12 protein-coding genes are annotated in these 18478 nt (G+C 68.0%); 7 read left to right on the top strand and 5 right to left on the bottom strand.

Annotated elements, in window-relative coordinates; all coding sequences use genetic code 11:
- Window positions 1-2: 2 nt before the first annotated feature.
- The 4 genes from pgaA to DM992_RS19760 all read right to left on the bottom strand — a co-directional run bounded on the left by pgaA (window position 3) and on the right by DM992_RS19760 (window position 5366).
- Entirely contained in the window at window positions 3-2315 is a 2313-nt protein-coding gene (gene pgaA, locus DM992_RS19775; RefSeq protein ID WP_111018287.1) for a poly-beta-1,6 N-acetyl-D-glucosamine export porin PgaA, read from the bottom strand.
- Window positions 2316-2418: 103 nt separating this feature from the next.
- On the bottom strand, window positions 2419-3192 hold the full coding sequence (locus DM992_RS19770; protein ID WP_111018286.1) for a hypothetical protein: 774 nt from the start codon (window positions 3190-3192) through the stop codon (window positions 2419-2421).
- Between the two features lie 63 nt (window positions 3193-3255).
- A complete protein-coding gene (locus tag DM992_RS19765) occupies window positions 3256-3666 on the bottom strand; it encodes a hypothetical protein (protein WP_072436544.1) in 411 nt (136 codons plus the stop codon).
- A 704-nt stretch (window positions 3667-4370) separates the two neighbouring features.
- Window positions 4371-5366: a LysR substrate-binding domain-containing protein gene (locus DM992_RS19760; RefSeq protein WP_111018285.1), complete on the bottom strand. Its 996-nt coding sequence runs from the start codon at window positions 5364-5366 to the stop codon at window positions 4371-4373.
- Window positions 5367-5996: 630 nt separating this feature from the next.
- On the opposite strand from DM992_RS19760, the gene DM992_RS19750 reads away from it, so the two are divergent.
- The 7 genes from DM992_RS19750 (at window position 5997) to DM992_RS19720 (ending at window position 17256) form a co-directional block, all read left to right on the top strand.
- Window positions 5997-7412, top strand: a complete 1416-nt coding sequence (locus DM992_RS19750; RefSeq protein WP_162631698.1) for a circularly permuted type 2 ATP-grasp protein — start codon at window positions 5997-5999, stop codon at window positions 7410-7412.
- Between the two features lie 64 nt (window positions 7413-7476).
- Window positions 7477-8418 (top strand): alpha-E domain-containing protein, encoded by a 942-nt coding sequence (locus tag DM992_RS19745; protein WP_034179805.1) that lies wholly within the window; start codon window positions 7477-7479, stop codon window positions 8416-8418.
- Window positions 8419-8426: 8 nt separating this feature from the next.
- Window positions 8427-9422 carry a transglutaminase family protein gene (locus tag DM992_RS19740; protein ID WP_111018283.1) on the top strand — a complete coding sequence of 332 codons (996 nt, stop codon included), beginning with the start codon at window positions 8427-8429 and terminating at the stop codon, window positions 9420-9422.
- 93 nt (window positions 9423-9515) lie between these two features.
- Window positions 9516-12932, top strand: a complete 3417-nt coding sequence (locus DM992_RS19735) for a transglutaminase family protein (protein WP_111018282.1) — start codon at window positions 9516-9518, stop codon at window positions 12930-12932.
- 214 nt (window positions 12933-13146) lie between these two features.
- Entirely contained in the window at window positions 13147-15753 is a 2607-nt protein-coding gene (locus DM992_RS19730) for a circularly permuted type 2 ATP-grasp protein (RefSeq protein WP_111018281.1), read from the top strand.
- Window positions 15747-16799: a transglutaminase family protein gene (locus DM992_RS19725; RefSeq protein ID WP_111018280.1), complete on the top strand. Its 1053-nt coding sequence runs from the start codon at window positions 15747-15749 to the stop codon at window positions 16797-16799. Before DM992_RS19730 ends, DM992_RS19725 begins: the two co-directional genes overlap by 7 nt.
- Window positions 16800-16983: 184 nt before the next feature.
- The gene (locus DM992_RS19720; protein WP_034179800.1) at window positions 16984-17256 is read left to right on the top strand and encodes a hypothetical protein; all 273 of its coding nucleotides are present in this window, start codon (window positions 16984-16986) and stop codon (window positions 17254-17256) included.
- A 60-nt stretch (window positions 17257-17316) separates the two neighbouring features.
- Here the strand turns inward: DM992_RS19720 and pip are convergent, their stop codons facing one another.
- Window positions 17317-18249, bottom strand: coding sequence for a prolyl aminopeptidase (pip, locus tag DM992_RS19715; RefSeq protein WP_111018279.1), 933 nt, complete (start codon window positions 18247-18249; stop codon window positions 17317-17319).
- Window positions 18250-18478: the final 229 nt, after the last annotated feature.

Here is an 18478-nt window from a genome sequence, read left to right as displayed (position 1 = left end):
TTCTAAAACGGCAGGTTGAGCGACAGGAAGCCGGTTTCGGAACGCTCGCGCTGGCCGTCATATGCATGGCTGCTGACCTCGACGCCGTAGGTCAGCGTGATGTCGTGCTTGAACGTCCACGTGTGCGCGAGGCGGGCGCTCCACAGCGGACTGGTGCCGAAGCCGCGCTCGTTGTACACGCCGCCGGACGCCGACAGACGCTGCTGCAACGACATGTCACCCTTCTTCCACAGCGTCAGCTGATGCATGACGGTCGCCGCGGCTGCGTAGTCGCGGCCCGGGCTGAAGTAGGGCGCGTCCTGCCGCGTGTTGCTGTCGGTGCCGAGATTCAGCGATACGTTGACGAGCTGGTTCGCGGACGTGTACACGCGCTGCGTGCCGGTCGCGGAAATCTCCTGGTGCAGGTTCGAATCGCTGTAGCGGCTCACGCCGTAGCTCAGCTTGACTTCGCGGCGGTCGTTCTGGCGATACACGACCTCGACGTTCGCCGAGCGGCCCCAGACGTGCGCGAGATACGCCTTCCACGGCAGCGAGTTGTCGTTGGAATCGAGCGCGCCGCTGACCGTCCAGTAATCGTTGAGGTTGTACGTGATGGAGCCGCGGCCGCCCGTGCGCCCGTCGCTGCCGAACGAGCGCGTGACTTCGCCCTGGATCGTGAGCGGCCCGTGCCGGTAGTCGCCGCCGACACCCGTGCGCGTGCGGCTGACGCTGCCTGCGTCGGTTTGCGCATGGCCGAAGAACGTGTGGGAAAACACGCGCCAGTTGTCGCCGAACGGTTGCGAATACACATAGCTGTCCGACGAGAAGCTGTTGTCAGCCAGTGCGCTGTTGCCGTGCTCGAAGCTCAGGTCGGTCGTGAACAAGGGGCTGCGGTACGCGTTGTAGTCGCGCTTGAACGCGCGCACGGAGCCGCTGTCCGGGAACGTGTTGCCGAAGGTCTGGTCGACGCTCTTCGCGGTCGCGTAGTCGTCGGCCGTCAGCGATGCGCGGCCTAGCCCCGCGAGCATTTCCACGTTGTCCGGGTGGTCGGTCAGCGACGCGCGATACATCGCGATCGCCTGGCGCGGATGCGACTGGCCCGATACGGCGTCGGCGTGCGCGGCGCGGACCTCGGCATTGAACGGCACTTCCTTCTCGAGCTTTTCCAGCGCGGCGATCCCTTCTTCAACCCGGCCCGTGTAGATCAGGTATTGCGCCTGCAGCCGGTAGTAGCGCAGGTAGTCGTCGTTTTCCGGCCCCCACGCCCGCACCTGGTTGGCCGGCGGCAGCGATTTGCCCATGTCGTCGAGCACCTGGCTCGCATCCGCCGCGCGTGCCTGGTCGACGTACGACCAGAACAGTCCCTCGCGCAATTCGATCGGACGCGTGCGCGCGCCATACAGGAAGCCGCGCGTCGCACGGTCCGTCGGCGACGCGGTCGCCTGCTTCAGCGCGCGCTGGTACACGGCGTTGGCCTTGCCCGGTTCGCTCAGGTACAGGTACGCGTCGCCGACGGCCGCCAGCGCGTCGATCGAGATTTCCGCATCCGGCGGAATCGTCTCGAACGTCGCGACGGCCGTCTTCATTTCGCCGCGCGCGGCGTAGGCGATCGTCCGGTCGCCGGCGAGCGCCGTCCTGACCTGCGAATACTCGGGTGTGGCCGGCATCCGCTTGTCGAGGTCGTCCGCGGCGCGCAATGCGCTGTCGAGCCCGTCGAAGCGGTCGGCGCTCGTCATCGAGCGCGACTTGTCGCGTCCGCCGCGCACCTGCTGGCGAATCGACAGTTCCTCGAGCTGCGCGAGATCGGCGGCGGAGAAGACGTCGGGGCGCGCTTTCGCTTCCTCCAGCGCCATGACCGCGCCGCCGCTCGACGCGAGCCCGAACACGTCGTTGCGGACGGTGGCCGGATCGGCGGTGTGGAGGTTGGGCATCTGCGCGTTCGGGGTTTCCACGTCGGGGATCTGGGCGCCTGGCGGTTGGGCACCAGGCGCCTGCGCATCCGGCATCGGCGCGCCGGGTGTCTGCGGTGTCGGCGTCTGGGCAGCGGGCGCCTGGGCATTCGGCATCCGGGCACTCGCGGCCTGCGCGATCGGGGTCGGCGCATTCGGCGGTGGCGCGTCCGGCGCGAGCGCGCCCGGTGTCGGCATGCCCGGCGGCTTCGGATCCGGCGTACCGCTGGTCCCGGTGATTTCGCCGACGCCGCCCGGTTCCATGTCGCCTTCGGCGGAGAAGCAGGGGCCGGACGCGACGAGCAGCAACACGAGCGGCGCATGCAGGAGGATCCGCCGGCTGGACGGGGCGGCGGCGGTGCATTGTTGTTTACGATTGTTGGCCACGGTATGTCCTCACTTCGAAACGATCACATCGGTTGCCGCCGACGATGCACGCCGCCGCTCGCCTTGCTGCCGGACGGCGAGGGCCCGGTCATGCGGAACCGGCTCACAGACGATTGCGGATCGCCTGCCCGAGTAACGCACGCGATTCGCTGTTCGTCGGGTCGATCGCGAGCGCCCGACTTGCGTTTTGCTCCACACAGTTCCATTCGTCGATCTGCGCGCACCAGCGCGCCTTTGCCAGCGCGCGGGCGCCTTCCAGTTCCGCGTGCGTGACGCTTGCCGTCTGCATGCGTGCCGTGTCGGTGCTGTACGACTGCCGCTTCGGCGCGAGGTCCATGCGCTTTCTCGTGCCCGCCAGCGTCTCGGTTCGCGGTGCGCGATGCGCATCGCCAAGCCTTGCGTTGGCGCGGTCGTAGGCCGGCGCGGCATGCGTATTCGCCGCCAGTGCCACGGGCGGCGCATGCGACGGTTGGCGGTGTTTCGCGGCGGCGCGGGACGCTGCCCGAGGTGCGGCTTCCGGTTCGGCCGCGAGCTTGACGGGCGGCGCTGCCGCAGCGGGCGGCACCGGTGGCGCGGCCGGTGCGATCGTCGGCGCCGGCCCGGGGGCGGCCGATGTTCCGGACACGCCGGACGCAGCGGTTGCGCGGGACGTCGCGGCCACGATCGCGGTGCGGTATTGCCCGACGGCGGTTGCGATCACGCCGGAGAAGTCGTGCGTCACGCTTGCATGGCCGAACGCCGTGTCCCGCTCGGCATACGCGAAGACACCGAAGATCGTGGCAAACGCGACGAAGCTGAGTGCGGCATTCTTGCCGGGACCCCAGGAGGGTTTCGACTGGCTGGCGGGCGGGTCGTCCGGTCGTTCTGCGCGAGTCATTCGATGCTCCTCGATTCGATACGCTGTGGTGAATGACACAATCGGAGCGGCTTCAGGCGGCGCTCACCATCGCAACTGCGTGGTGAGTACGCCCGTTTCGACGATCGCGAACTGCGTGGCGCCCTGATAGGTCCCTTCGACCCGGTAGCTCGCCTCGGGCACGCTGAACAGGCAGCGCGATCCCGATGCGTTGAATTCGACGAGCACGCGGCCGTGTCGCCTCAGGCGCACCTGTACGTTGGCAAGCGGTTGCCCGGTCCGGGCCGACGCGAACGACACGCCGAGGTTGTACGGACGGCCGTCGGGGGGAAGCGGCGCGGTACCGTCGATTTGTGCATCGCCGCAGATATACGAAATCACGTAGCGGCCTGAGCCGGAACCGGACGCGGGTGTCTGGGCCGTGGCATTCAGGCAGAGCGCGGATACGACGACGCTCAGGAAAGGGCGAGCATGTTGTCGAAACGAGGAAGACATTGCAACCTCCCGTCCGGAATCAATGGCAGCGCATTTATTCCGGGTCTCCGAGTCAAATTTCAAGCGTTCTTTTTTGCGACACGCTATTGATACCCGATGGATTTTGAATCAACAACCGCGTGTGGCTTGAATGGAACGACGGTGAAAGATATTATCTAAACAGGATTGCGGCGGATTTGTATGACCCGCTTGCCGCTGACGAAAGTCGATATTGCCAGATATGAATATTGATTTCGGTACAGACGATCGGGCACGCATTGAATCAAGTCGGAGGTATCGAAATTCGTACCGAAAAATAACGACTGATAAAAGCAAGTTTTGCGTCTGTGTTCAAGGCAAACCGATGAATTCCAGACACAGGTTACGCGATTTTAAATGGGGCTCGACGTTTTTTTGATATTCATTTTGTTATGGGCAAATAGAAACTTTTTATTTGTTCTGTAACAGGGTATTTCTGATATTAAAATAAGAAGAGATATTCTGGATCGACGCGACGGGATTAAAAGATGTGATTTTGAATCGCAAACGTTTGCATTTTCCTTGATATCGATTCCGGGCCTGCAAGATGATTTTGCGAGCTGCGGCGGGATTGCCGATTGCTTCAGGAAAGGAGGGCGCGCTCGATATGAAGCGGCACGATCCTCAGGCACGCGGACGCCGCGTTGCCCGGGATCGCACCCGCGCTCGTGCCGCGGACACGAATGTCAGCGGCTGCCGCCCGCGCTTCGCCGCGCGATGCGCATCGCCGGCGCGGCCGCTTGCTCGGCACCGCTCGCGCCGTCGACCGCCGTGCGCGGCCGGTTCATGATGTAGGTCCACAGCTGCTCGGCCGCGAGCCCGCGCTTGCGCGCGGATCGATACAGGCGGATTTCGAGTTCGGTGATCCAGTCGCCGGAACCCGCGCACACGAGCGTGCCCTCCGCGAGCTCCTTCTCGACGCAGCTTTCGGGCAGCCAGCCGATCCCGTGCCCGGCCACGACCATGCCCTTCAATGCCTCGGACATATGCGTCTCGAAGCACCGGTGCAGCACATACGGCTCGGTCGCATTCAGCAGCAGCATCTCGACGATGTTCCCGAGAAACGCGCCCGACGAGTAGGCCAGCAGCGGCAGCGGGGCATCGGGCGTGCCCGGCAGCTGGAACACGGGCTTGCCGCGCGCGTCGGGCGTCGACACCGGCAGGATCCGCTCGACGCCGAGGCTGACGAACGGGAAGTGGTTCGGGTCGAGCACGATCGGCAACTGCGGATGGTGATAGCCCAGCAGCAGGTCGCATTCGCCTTCGACGAGCTGCTGCACGCCTTCCGGCACGTTTACCGCGTTCACGCGCGCGGTCACGTGGCCGACCTCGCCGTTGAGCTGCTTGAGCCATTCGGGAAACAGCGTGAAGACGAGCGTATGCGCGACGGCAAAACGCACGACCTGGTCGCTGGCCGCGAACTGGTCGTAGCCGTTCACGAGATTGCGCGCCGCATACATGCTGCGCAGGATGTCCGCGGCGAGCCCGCGGAACATCTGTCCGGCCGGTGTCAGCGTGATCGGGTTGATGCTCCGGTCGACCAGCTTCGCGTCCATCCAGGTTTCGAGTGCGGCGATTCGTCTGCTGAATGCAGACTGCGTCAGGTGCCGGTTACGCGCGGCACGGGAAAAGCTCTTGGTATCCGCAAGGCTCAGGAAATCTTCCAGCCACTTTGCTTCCATTTCGATCTTCGCTTTTTATAGTCGGGCGCCGGAAGGGCGGCGGCGGCGCCGCTTCGCTGCAACAATTTTCTAGCGTACCGCGCCTCGCGTCGGTCGTCCCGATGTTTTTTTTCGATGGGTGTCAGTCGAAATATGCATGGGCGTTGTCGGCGGGATTACGGCTGCATAGCGTTGAGGTGCCGGACCCGGCTAACCGGTTAGTTCATCGCGTCGAACTGCCGGTGCTGCCGCAGACGGTACTTCCCCAGGGCCCGGCCGCGCGGTACGCGTGCCGGCCCGCCTTCCCGCCCTTCGGTTCCGGCGGCCGGCGATCCGGCGGCCGGCGATCCGGCGGCCGGCGCTTCGGCGCTCCGGGCGGGCCGTCTTTTTGTGCAGTGCAGATTGCACATTCGTGACACGCGGGAGAACTATGTTCGGCAGACGCGGTGCAGCATCGGCCGTGCGCGATCGCGGCGCATCGATGCCGCCATCGGCGTCGCGCGCCGCACCGTAATGGTGCGGCATGCCGCGCGGGCATGCCCGGCGCGGCGCAAAAGGGGGGATATCGCAAGGCACGGTCCTTGCAGAGTAGTCGTTACGCCGGTCCGGCATGCGCAATGCCGGGGAAAACGATCGATGGAGAAAAGATCGATGAAGCCATTCGATGAAATGCTGCAATCCGGCGACATGGTAAGGGCGCCTTACGCGCGCCTGAAGCAATGGCTCGACACGCAGAATCCCGCGAGCCTCGCCCAGAAAGCCCACGACGCGGAGGGCGTGTTCCGCAAGACGGGCATCACGTTCGCCGTTTACGGCGATGCGGAGGCCGCCGAGCGGCTGATTCCGTTCGATATCGTCCCGCGCATCATCTCGGGTTCGGAATGGAGCCGGCTGTCGCTCGGCATCGAGCAGCGCGTGATGGCGCTCAACGCGTTCCTCGACGACATCTACCACCGCCAGGAGATCGTGCGCGCGGGCATCGTGCCGAAGCACCTGATCGCGCACAACGAGGCCTTCATTCCGGAGATGATCGACTTCCGGCCGCCCGGCAACGTTTACACCCACATCATCGGCGTCGACATCGTGCGCACCGGCGAGAACGAGTTCTACGTGCTGGAGGACAACGCGCGCACGCCGTCCGGCGTGTCGTACATGCTGGAAAACCGCGAGACGATGATGCAGCTCTTCCCGGAGCTGTTCCAGCAGGTGAAGGTGCGCCCGGTCGAGACCTATCCGCAGATGCTGCGCCAGTCGCTCGCGGCGGTATGCCCGCCAGGCGGCAACGCCGACAACCCGACCATCGCGGTGCTGACGCCCGGCATCCACAATTCCGCGTACTACGAACATTCGTTCCTCGCCGACCAGATGGGCGTGCACCTCGTCGAGGGCGGCGACCTGCAGGTGATCGACGGCCGCGTCGCGATGCGCACGACCGAAGGCTTCCAGCCGATCGACGTGCTGTACCGGCGCGTCGACGACGCATTTCTCGATCCGCTCACGTTCCGCCCCGATTCGGTGCTCGGCGTCGCGGGGATCATGGACGTGTACCGCGCGGGCAACATCACGATCGCGAACGCGCCCGGCACCGGCATCGCCGACGACAAGGCGATCTACTCGTACATGCCGGAGATCGTCGAGTTCTACACGGGCCGCAAGGCGCTGCTGGAGAACGTGCCGACCTGGCGCTGCGGCGAGGCCGACAGCCTGAAATACGTGCTCGAGCATCTCGACGAACTGGTCGTGAAGGAAGTGCACGGCTCGGGCGGCTACGGGATGCTGGTCGGCCCGTGCGCGTCGAAGGCCGAGATCGACGCGTTTTCCGCGAAGCTGCGCGCGCGGCCCGCGAACTACATCGCGCAACCGACGCTGGCGTTGTCCACGACGCCGATCCTGACCGAAGCCGGCCTCGCGCCGCGCCATGTCGACCTGCGGCCGTTCGTGCTGGTGTCGGACCGGATCCGCATCACGCCGGGCGGGCTCACCCGCGTCGCGCTGAAGGAGGGCTCGCTCGTCGTCAACTCGAGCCAGGGCGGCGGCACCAAGGACACCTGGGTGCTGGCCGACTGAGCCGGACACGACCGCGCGCGCCGGAGCCGGCGCGCCAACCGAACGAAGACGGAGTGGACACGAGATGCTTCTGGGACGTACTGCAAGCGGTCTCTACTGGATGTACCGCTATATCGAGCGCGCGGAGAACATCGCGCGCATCGTCGATGCCGGGCTGCGGATGGCGCTCACGCGCACGTCCGACGCGCCGGCCGAATGGTCGTCGGTGCTCGTCAGCTCGGGCGCCGACGACGGCTACCGGCAGAAATACGACGCGTATGCGGCCGATACCGTGACCGACTACCTGCTGCGCGACCGCGACAACCCGTCGAGCGTGTTGTCGTGCATCGAGGCGGCGCGCTCGAACGCGCGGATGGTGCGCACGGCGCTGACGCGCGAGGCGTGGGAGAGCGTGAACGGCGCGTGGCTCGCGCTGCGCCGCGCGTTCGAGCGGCCGGTGCCGGAGAGCGAGCTGCCGGCGGTGCTCGACGAGGTGAAGCGCGAAACCGCGCTGATCCTCGGCAGCTTCTACAGCACGATGCTGCGCAACGAGATCTTCGATTTCGCGCAGATCGGCGCGTTCGTCGAGCGCGCGGACAACACCGCGCGGATCATCGACGTGAAGTACCACCTGCTGCTGCCGTCGGTGTCGCACGTAGGCACGATCCTCGACAACTACCAGTGGGAAACGATCCTGCGCTGCGTGGCCGCGCACCGTTCGTACCGCTGGGTGTACGACGTGCAGTACAAGCCGATGAACATCGCCGACTACCTGATCCTGAACGGCCGCATGCCGCGTTCGCTGCGTTATTGCTACGGGCGCGTCGTGTCGAGCCTGAACCTGCTCGCGAAGGATTACGGCGTGACACACCCGTGTCACGACACGGCCACGAAGATCCTGCAGATGCTGTCCGATACCTCGGTCGAGCGGATCTTCAAGAGCGGCCTGCACGAGTTCCTGACCGACTTCATCGGCCGCAACAACAGCCTCGGGCTCGAAATCGCCCAGGCCTACAACTTCGACTGAGACTTGCCATGCGACTCGCCATCCGACACATTTCGCGTTATCAGTTCGACGATCAAGCCACCCATGCGCTGCAACGGCTGCGGCTGCGCCCGCAGTCCGGGCCCGGGCAGACGGTGCGCGCGTGGCAGGTCACGATCGACGGCGTCGAGCCGACGCTGTCGTACGCCGACGGGCTCGGCAACCGGATCGACCTCGTGCGTCACGACCGCGGCGCGAAGGCCGAGATCGTCGTCGTCGCGGCCGGCGTCGTCGAGACGCAGGACCGCGCGGGCATTCTCGGCAATCCCGAGGGTTATGCGCCGCCGTGGATCTTCGAGCGCGAGACCGCGCTCACGAAGGCGGGCGACACCGTGCGCGCGCTCGCGCAGGCGCTGCCGATCGAGCCGTACGGCCTCGACGCATTGCACTGGCTGATGACGGAAGTGCACGGCCGGATCGCGTACGCGCCGAACCTGGCCGCCGACGCGCCCGTCGATGCGGAAACCGCGCTGCAAAGCGGCGAGGGCACGAGCCGCGACCATGCGCACGCGTTCATCGCGGCCGCGCGCGCGCTGAAGATTCCCGCCCGCTATATCTCGGGCTACGTGCTCGCCGACAGCGCGATGCAGCGCATCGCGGACGCGAAGCAGAACGCGGGCGACGACGAAGACGAAGGCGAGGAAGCGCTCGCGTTGCAGAGCGGCGAGGGCATGCAGCAGGCGCTCGGCGCGTCGCATGCCGCGCAGTCGCAATCGCAGTCGCAGGGCCAGTCGCAGGCGGCGCTCGGCGCGCAGCCGCAAGCCGCCGCGCTGATGCAGCAGCCGGCCGGCCATGCATGGGCCGAGGCCTATGTCGAAGGGCTCGGCTGGGTCGGGTTCGATCCGTTCATGAACCGCTGCCCGGACGAGCGCTACGTGCGCATCGCGGTCGGCCTCGACTATCGCGACGCGCAGCCGGTGACGGGGCTCGGCGCGACGGCCGTCGGCGTCGAGATCAGCGTCGTGCAGACGCCCGAACTCGTCTGACCCGACGCGCGCTTTCGCCGAATCCGCCATGCCGGGCCGCCGCGTCGACAGCGACGCGGCGCGCGCGGACGATCCAACCCGAATCGAGCTCCCATGTCCATCCACGTCGCGCTGCATCACACCACCCGCTACCGTTACGACCGGCTCGTCAACCTCGGCCCGCAGGTCGTGCGGCTGCGGCCCGCGCCGCACTGCCGGACGCCGATCCTCGCGTATTCGATGACGGTCGAGCCCGCGCAGCACTTCATCAACTGGCAGCAGGACCCGTTTTCGAACTATCTCGCGCGGCTCGTGTTTCCGGAACGCACCGAATACTTCGAGATCACGATCGATCTCGTCGCCGAGATGTCGGTGTACAACCCGTTCGACTTCTTCCTGGAAGCGAGCGCGGAGCAATATCCGTTCAACTATGACGACGCGCTGAAGACCGAGCTCGCGCCGTATCTCGCATGCGATCCGCAAACGAGTGCGTCGCCGCTGTTCCGCGCGTATGTCGACGGCGTCGACCGCACGCCGGCCGGCACCGTGAACTTTCTCGTCGCGCTGAACCAGCAGCTTCAGCACGACATCGGCTATCTCGTCCGGATGGAGCCGGGCGTACAGACACCCGAACAGACGCTGAAACTCGCATCCGGCTCGTGCCGCGACAGCGCGTGGCTGCTCGTGCAGCTTTGCCGCCATCTCGGCATCGCCGCGCGCTTCGTGTCGGGCTACCTGATCCAGCTCACGCCCGACGTGAAATCGCTCGACGGCCCGAGCGGCACGTCGGTCGACTTCACCGACCTGCACGCGTGGTGCGAGGTCTACCTGCCCGGCGCCGGATGGATCGGCTTCGATCCGACGTCGGGCCTGCTCGCCGGCGAAGGGCATATCCCGCTCGCGTGCACGCCGCAGCCGACGAGCGCCGCGCCGGTCGAAGGGTTGATCGACGAGTGCGAGGTGTCGTTCGAGCACGAGATGGCCGTGACGCGCGTGTACGAATCGCCGCGCGTGACGAAGCCGTATACGGAGTCGCAATGGGATGCCGTGCGCGCGCTCGGCACGCAGGTCGACGGCGCGCTGGCGGCCGGCGACGTGCGGCTCACGCAGGGCGGCGAGCCGACCTTCGTGTCGATCGACGATCGCGACGGCGCCGAATGGAACACCGATGCGCTCGGCCCGACCAAGCGCGGCTATGCGACCGAGCTCGTGCAGCGGCTGCGCGCCGAATACGGCGACGGCGGCTTCCTGCATTTCGGGCAGGGCAAGTGGTATCCGGGCGAGCAACTGCCGCGCTGGGCGCTGTCGATCTTCTGGCGCGCGGACGGCCAGCCGGTGTGGCACGATCCGTCGCTGTTCGCCGACGAGCGCGAGCCGTCCGCGTATACGACCGACGACGCGAAGCGCTTCATCGACGCGCTGGCAGCGCGGCTGAACCTGACCGGCGAATTCATCCGCCCCGGCTACGAGGACGTCTGGTATTACCTGTGGCGCGAACGCCGGCTGCCCGTCAACGTCGATCCGTTCGACTCGCGCCTCGACGACGAGCTCGAACGCGCGCGGCTGCGCAAGGTGTTCGAGCAGCAGCTCGACAGCGTGGTCGGCTACGTGCTGCCGGTCAAGCGTGCGGACGATGCGCCGGGCCTCGACGGCCCGCGCTGGCAGACGGGCCCGTGGTTCTTCCGCGACGAGCGGATGTACCTCGTGCCCGGCGATTCGCCGATGGGCTATCGGCTGCCGCTCGATTCGCTGCCGTGGGCCGCCCGCGCCGACCATCCGTACCTGGTCGAGCGCGATCCGTTCGCGCCGCGCGACGCGCTGCCGGAAGCCGCCGCCATCCGCGCGCGCTACGCGGGCCCGGCCGACGCGCCGCGCTACCTGTCCGGCGTGCATCGCGAAGCGTCCGCGCAGACCGTGATGCAATGGCGCGGCGACGACCCGGCCAGCGGGCGGCATGCCGCGCATGCGCACGACCCGCAGCGCCGGCCCGAGCGCTTCGAATCGGCCGCGTGGATCACGCGCACCGCGCTGTGCGTCGAAGTGCGCAAAGGCATCCTGTACCTGTTCATGCCGCCGCTCGCCGCGCTCGAGGATTATCTCGACCTGCTCGGCGCGATCGAGCTGACCGCGCACGCGCTCGGCGTGAAGCTCGTGCTCGAAGGCTATCCGCCGCCGCGCGACGCGCGGCTGAAGCTGCTGCAGGTGACGCCCGATCCCGGCGTGATCGAGGTGAACATCCATCCGGCCGCGAGCTTCGACGAGCTCGTCGATCACACCGAATTCCTGTACGACGCTGCATGGCAGTCGCGGCTGTGCAGCGAGAAGTTCATGGTCGACGGCCGCCACGTCGGCACGGGCGGCGGCAACCACTTCGTGCTCGGCGGCGCGACGCCGGCCGACAGCCCGTTCCTGCGCCGCCCGGACCTGCTTGCGAGCCTGATCGCGTACTGGCACAACCATCCGTCGCTGTCGTACCTGTTCTCCGGGCTCTTCATCGGGCCGACGAGCCAGGCGCCGCGCGTCGACGAAGCGCGCAACGACCAGCTCTACGAACTCGACATCGCGTTCGCGGAGATCCAGCGCAACAAGCTGCTCTACGGGCAGGACATGCCGCCGTGGCTCGTCGACCGCGTGCTGCGCAACCTGCTGATCGACGTGACGGGCAACACGCACCGCAGCGAGTTCTGCATCGACAAGCTGTATTCGCCCGATTCGTCGACCGGCCGCCTTGGCCTGCTCGAACTGCGCGCGTTCGAGATGCCGCCGCATGCGCGGATGAGCATCGTGCAGCAATTGCTGCTGCGCGCGCTGGTCGCACGCTTCTGGGCCGCGCCGTACACGACGCCGCTCACGCGCTGGGGCACCGCGCTGCACGACCGTTTCATGCTGCCGGCATTCCTTCAGATGGATTTCGACGACGTGCTGGCTGAATTGCGCGATGCCGGTTTCGCGTTCGATCCGGCGTGGTTCGCGCCGCACTTCGAATTCCGCTTCCCGCTGTTCGGCCAGATCGCGGTGAACGGCATGCAGTTGTCGCTGCGCGGCGGGCTGGAGCCGTGGCACGTGATGGGCGAGGAGGGCGCGCCCGGCGGCACGGTGCGCTACGTCGATTCGTCGGTCGAGCGGCTCGAAGTGCGCGTGACGGGGCTGAACGACAACCGGCACGTCGTGACGGTCAACGGTCGCGCGCTGCCGCTGCAGCCGACCGGCACCGTCGGCGAATACGTCGCGGGCGTGCGCTACAAGGCGTGGTCGCCGCCGTCGGCGCTGCACCCGACCATCGGCGTGCATGCGCCGCTCACGTTCGACATCGTCGATACGTGGCTGCAGCGCTCGCTCGGCGGCTGCCGTTATCACGTCGCGCATCCGGGCGGGCGCAACTACGCGACGTTCCCCGTCAATGCATACGAGGCCGAGAGCCGCCGGCTTGCGCGCTTCGTCGAGATGGGGCACACACCGGGGCGGATGAACGTGTCGGCTGCCGCACCGAGCCGCGAATTCCCGTTCACGCTCGACCTGCGGCGGCCGTGATCGGCCGATGACGGAGCGGACGACAATGCGCGGTTCGCGACTTTCCGGTGCGCCGGCCGATCGCGGCGCCGCCGGAATGCTAGGATGCGGGCAGATTGCGGCCGCACGCCGCGGCCCGCCGCCCGTGCGGCGGCGTGCCTGCGCGGCCGCGCCCTGACGACGAAACGACACCGTGCAGCCCATTCACTCCGACCATCTCGCCGACCCCGACGCGATGCCCACGCTATTCGATACCGGCGCGCAGCCGGACGCCGCCGAACTGGCCGCCGCGCTCGCGGCGCCGGCGGCCGCCGGCCGTTACGACGAACTGCGCGGCAGCGCGGCCGGCCTGAACGCGCCTGCGCTCGCGCCCGCATGGCGCAGTTTCTTCACATCGATCGGCAGCGACGGCGTGGCCGACCTCGATCGCCGCGCCGACGCGCTGCACCGGCGCATGCGCGAGAACGGCCTGTTCTATCAGCTGCACGAGCAGCGCGCCGGCGACGGCGCGGCCGGCCCATGGTCGCTCGACCTGCTGCCGCTGATCGTCACGCCCGAGGACTGGGTCGCGATCGAGCGCGGCGTGCTGCAGCGCGTGCGGCTGCTCAACGCGACGATGGCCGACCTGTACGGGCCGCAGACGATCCTGCAGCGCGGGCTGCTGCCGCCCGCGCTCGTGACCGGCCACCCGGGCTACCTGCGCGCGATGCGCGGCGCGCGCGTGCCGGGCGATACATGGCTGCACGTCGTCGCGTTCGATCTCGCGCGCGGCCCGGACGGGCAGTGGCGGATCGTCGCGCAGCACACGCAGGGCGCGGCCGGGCTCGGTTATCTGCTCGAAAACCGGCTGATCGTGTCGCGGCTCTTTCCGCGCGGGTTTCGCGGGTTGCGCGTGCAGCGGCTCGCGTCCGCGTACCGCGCGCTGCTGCAGAGCATGCAGGCGCTCAGTCCGGCCGCCAGGAATTCGCGGATCGTGCTGCTGACGCCGGGGCCGCACAGCGCGACGTATTTCGAGCATGCGTATCTCGCGCGCTACCTCGGCCTCACGCTTGTCGAGGGCGGCGACCTGACCGCGCGCGACAACCGCGTATTCCTGAAGACGCTGCGCGGGCTCGAACCCGTGCACGGCATCCTGCGGCGCGTCGACGACGCGTGGCTCGATCCGCTCGAACTGCGGCCCGATTCGATGCTCGGCGTGCCGGGGCTGCTGCAGGCGGTGCGCGCCGGCAACGTGCTGCTCGCGAACGCGCCGGGCTCGGGGTTCCTCGAATCGCCGGCCATGCTCGGCTTCATGCCGCGTCTCGCGGAAGGCCTGCTCGGCGAAACGCTGACGCTGCCGGCCGTGCATTCGTGGTGGTGCGGCGAGGCGGCCGCGTGCGACGACGCGCTGCCGCAGCTCGCGCGCTGCATCGTGAAGGCGTCGTATCCGGCCGACGTGCAGGCGGGCGGCCCGTTCGACCCGGTGATCGGCGCGCGGCTCACGCAGGCGCAGCTTGCCGACTGGCGCGCGCGGATACTCGCGCAGCCCGAACACTACACGGTGCAGGCCGACCTGCCGCTGTCGCAGGCGCCGACCTGGCCGGGGCACGGCACGCCCGACGGCAACGGCGGTGCGCGCATCGTGCCGAAGCCGCTGCTGCTGCGCGTGTTCGCGCTCGCCGACGGCGCGCAGCGCTGGCGGCTCCTGCCGGGCGGGCTGTCGCGGGTCGGCACGCGCGACACGCTGTTCAACGCGCCGATGCCGCACGGCGGCAGCACCGTCGATACGTGGGTGATGACCGAAGGCATCGTCGATTCGACGACGCTGCTGCAGACGCACCTCGGCCCGGACGACCTCGTCGAGCGGCCGCGCGCGATCGCGAGCCGCGCGGCCGAGAACCTGTTCTGGCTCGGCCGCTACACCGAGCGCGCGACCAACCTGATGCGCCTCGCGCGCGCCGCGCTCGAACGGCTGCGCGGCGAGGACGACGTCGACAGCCCCGCGCACCTGGAGCTGCTCGACACGCTGTGCCGCGACACGGGCCTGATCGCGGCCGACGCGCCGAACGCCGTCGATGCGCCGCGCGGGTTCCTGCACGCGCTCGCGACGTCGCTGACGCGCGGCGCGGATCGCACGTCGGGAATCGCGTCGTGCCTGTTCGGGATGCGCGGCGCGGCCGCCGCGATCCGCGAACGGCTGTCGAGCGATCAATGGCGGTTGATCGACGATGCGACGCAACTGTTTGCGGACAGCGCCGACCATCCGGAAGCCGACGAGCAGATCGGCAACGAGGCGCTGCAGCTGCTGGAACGCCTCGGCTTGCTGCTCGGCGCGATCACGGGCGCGCAGACCGACCACATGACGCGCGACGACGGCTGGCGGCTGCTGTCGATCGGCCGGCAGATCGACCGGCTGGACTTTCTGTGCAGCGTGCTGAAGTTCGCGTTCGACGAAGGCGCCGTGTACCGGCAGGACGGCTTCGAGCTCGTGCTGGAGCTGTTCGACAGCACGATCACGTTCCGCTCGCGGTTCCAGCGCGGCTTCGACGTCGCGCCGCTGCTGTCGCTCGTCGTGCTCGATACCGACAACCCGCGCTCGCTCGGCTGGGTCGTGCAGACGCTGCGCGGCCGGCTGGCGAAGGTCGAGCGCAGCGAAGGTTATGCACTGTCCGAGCTGGCCGAGACGATTCCGGACGTGCCCGCGTGGTCGCTGCACGAGCTGTGCGAGACCGCCGACGGCGGACGGCACGACAAGCTGCTCGATCTGCTCGACGCGACGGCGAAGGCGGTCTGGGAACTGTCGAACCGGATCGGCGAGCGCTATTTCAGCCACGTGCGCGAGGCGGGCAGGACGCTATGGTGACGACGAAAGGCACGACGAAAACGCCGCTGGGTTCCGGCAACGGACGACAGACAGCGGCGCCTGCCGCACCTGCCGCGCCTGCCGCACCTGCCGCCATTGCGCCCGGCCGATTGCTGCGCGTCACGCACGATACCGAATACCGGTACGCGGCGCGCGTCGAATCGGCACAGCACCAGGCGCGTCTGCAACCGCTCGCGACGCCGCGCCAGCAGGTGCTGTCGTTCTCGCTCGACATCAACCCCGCGCCGGAATCGATCTGCACGGAGATCGACGCATTTGGCAACGCGCGCGCATCGTTCGCGCTGAACCAGCCGCACGACGCGTTGCTCGTGCGCAGCCGCAGCACGGTGCGCGTGACGCCGCCCGTGTGGTCGCTCGGTGCGCGCGGCGAGCCGCCGCCCGCGATCGCGCATCCCGACGGAAAGCACGCGACTGCTTGGGAGGCCGTGCGCGACCGCTTACGGTTCCGCGCGGGGCAGCCTTACGACGCGGCGAGCGAATTCGTGTTCGCGTCGCCGCACGTCGCGTGCGATCCCGAACTCGCCGCGTATGCGGCCGCGAGCTTCACGCCGCAGCGGCCGCTCGTGCAGGCCGCATGGGACCTGATGCGCCGCGTGCACGCCGACTTTGCGTACACGCCGAACAGCACCGACATCACGACGTCGGCACTCGATGCGCTGCGATTGCGCAAGGGTGTCTGCCAGGATTTCGCGCACGTGATGATCGGCGCGCTGCGTTCGCTCGGGCTGGCCGCGCGTTACGTGAGCGGTTATCTGCTCACGCAGCCGCCGCCCGGGCAGCCGCGGCTGATCGGCGCCGACGCGTCGCATGCGTGGGTCGAGGTGTACGACCCGGCGTGGCCCGAGGACAACGGCTGGCTGCAGCTCGATCCGACCAACGACCGCGCGCCGGGAGACGACTACGTGATGCTGTCGATCGGTCGCGACTATGCGGACGTGACGCCGCTGCGCGGCGTGATTCGCGGCGGCGGCGCGGATCAGGAGCTGAAGGTCGGCGTGACGGTCGAGCCGCTCGACACGCCATAATGTCGCGCGATGCCGCCCGCCCGGGCGATTCGCCGTTTAAGTCTTCGTTAATTCTGCACGCCTAGCATGGTCGTGCCGGCGAACGGATCGAGCCTCGGTCCGGCACCGGCGGCACGCGCGGGTGCGTCGACGTCATGGCGCCGCGCCGTCGCGCATCGCCATTCCCCAGCAACGGCGACAGATCATGATCAAGAACTTCGACTACACGCTCGGCAGCGAGACGATTGCGCTCTGCGCGAGCTTCGGCGCGGGGCCGGCGTTGCGCCGCGTGCTCGTGAGTCGCGCGGATTCGATGGAGACGCTGGTGGTGCTCGACGCGCGCGGCCTGTCGGGCCTGCTGAAGGTGGCGACCGAAGAGCCGGAAGGGCTGCTCGACGACGCGATCCGCAAGGTCGGCGACGAACAGCTCGTCGAGCGGGCGATCAGCGGCAGGACGATCGTCGAAACCGCCCTTTGATCGGGCGGCGCGGCGCGTGCCGGCACGCATGGCCGCCCGCGCCGCATTGCGTCGCGTCGATTACGCGGCGAACCGGTCCGTTGCAGCGAGCAGCGCCTGCAGGATCCCCGGCTCGTTGTACGCGTGCCCGGCGCCGGGCACGATCTCGAACGTCGCGTCCGGCCACGCCTTCGACAGGTCCCATGCGGTGCGCGCGGGCGTCGCGATGTCGTAGCGGCCTTGCACGATCACGCCCGGAATGCCGGCGAGGCGATGCGCGTCGCGCAGCAACTGGCCTTCTTCGACGAAGCCCTTGTTGACGAAGTAGTGGTTTTCGATCCGTGCGAACGCGAGCGCATAGTGGCCGTCCGCGAAATGCGCGGCGAGCGCCGGATCGGGCAGCAGCGTGATCGTGCGGCCTTCCCAGATGCTCCATGCGCGCGCGGCTTCGAGCTTCGCGGCTTCGTCGCCGCCGGTCAGCCGGCGATGGTAGGCGGCCATCAGGTCGCCGCGCTCGGCCTCCGGAATCGGCGCAAGGAACGCTTCCCACAAGTCGGGGAACAGCCACGACGCGCCTTCCTGGTAGTACCACAGCAATTCCGCGCGACGCATCGTGAAGATGCCGCGCACGATCAGCGCGCTCACGCGTTCGGGGTGTGTTTCCGCGTACGCGAGCGACAGCGCGCTGCCCCACGAGCCGCCGAATACGAGCCATTGCTCGGCGCCGACCATCTCGCGCAGGCGTTCGATGTCGGCGACCAGATGCCACGTCGTGTTGTTCTCCAGGCTCGCATGCGGCGTCGAGCGCCCGCAACCGCGCTGGTCGAACAGCAGGATGTCGTAGCGCTCCGGGTCGAACAGGCGGCGATGATCGGGGCTGCAGCCCGCGCCGGGGCCACCGTGCAGGAACACGGCGGGTTTGCCGGCCGGGTTGCCGCAGCGCTCCCAGTAGATGCGATGGCCGTCGCCGGTGTCGAGGTGGCCGTGGGCGTAGGGTTCGATCGGTGGGTACACAGGCAGGCTCCGGGTGAGGGTCGACAGGAGGCGGACGAGGCGCGGGCCGGTGTGCGGGCGGGGCACGGTACGGGGGATATTGCGGCGCCGCAAAAAAACTCGTTGCGTGGGCATCGGGCCGGCCGCCGCCGGACAAGGCTTGTCATTATGCCCATTCGCCGCCGTGGACGTCGGCTCGCCAGGGGGCGTGCCGTCGCCGGTGTCCGCCCCGGGATTTTTGAAGTAATTT

This window comes from Burkholderia sp. JP2-270, from assembly GCF_003233675.1.
Taxonomy (GTDB): domain Bacteria; phylum Pseudomonadota; class Gammaproteobacteria; order Burkholderiales; family Burkholderiaceae; genus Burkholderia; species Burkholderia pyrrocinia_C.
Note: the sequence above shows the minus strand (reverse complement) of the source record. Positions and strands in the feature narration are given on the sequence as shown.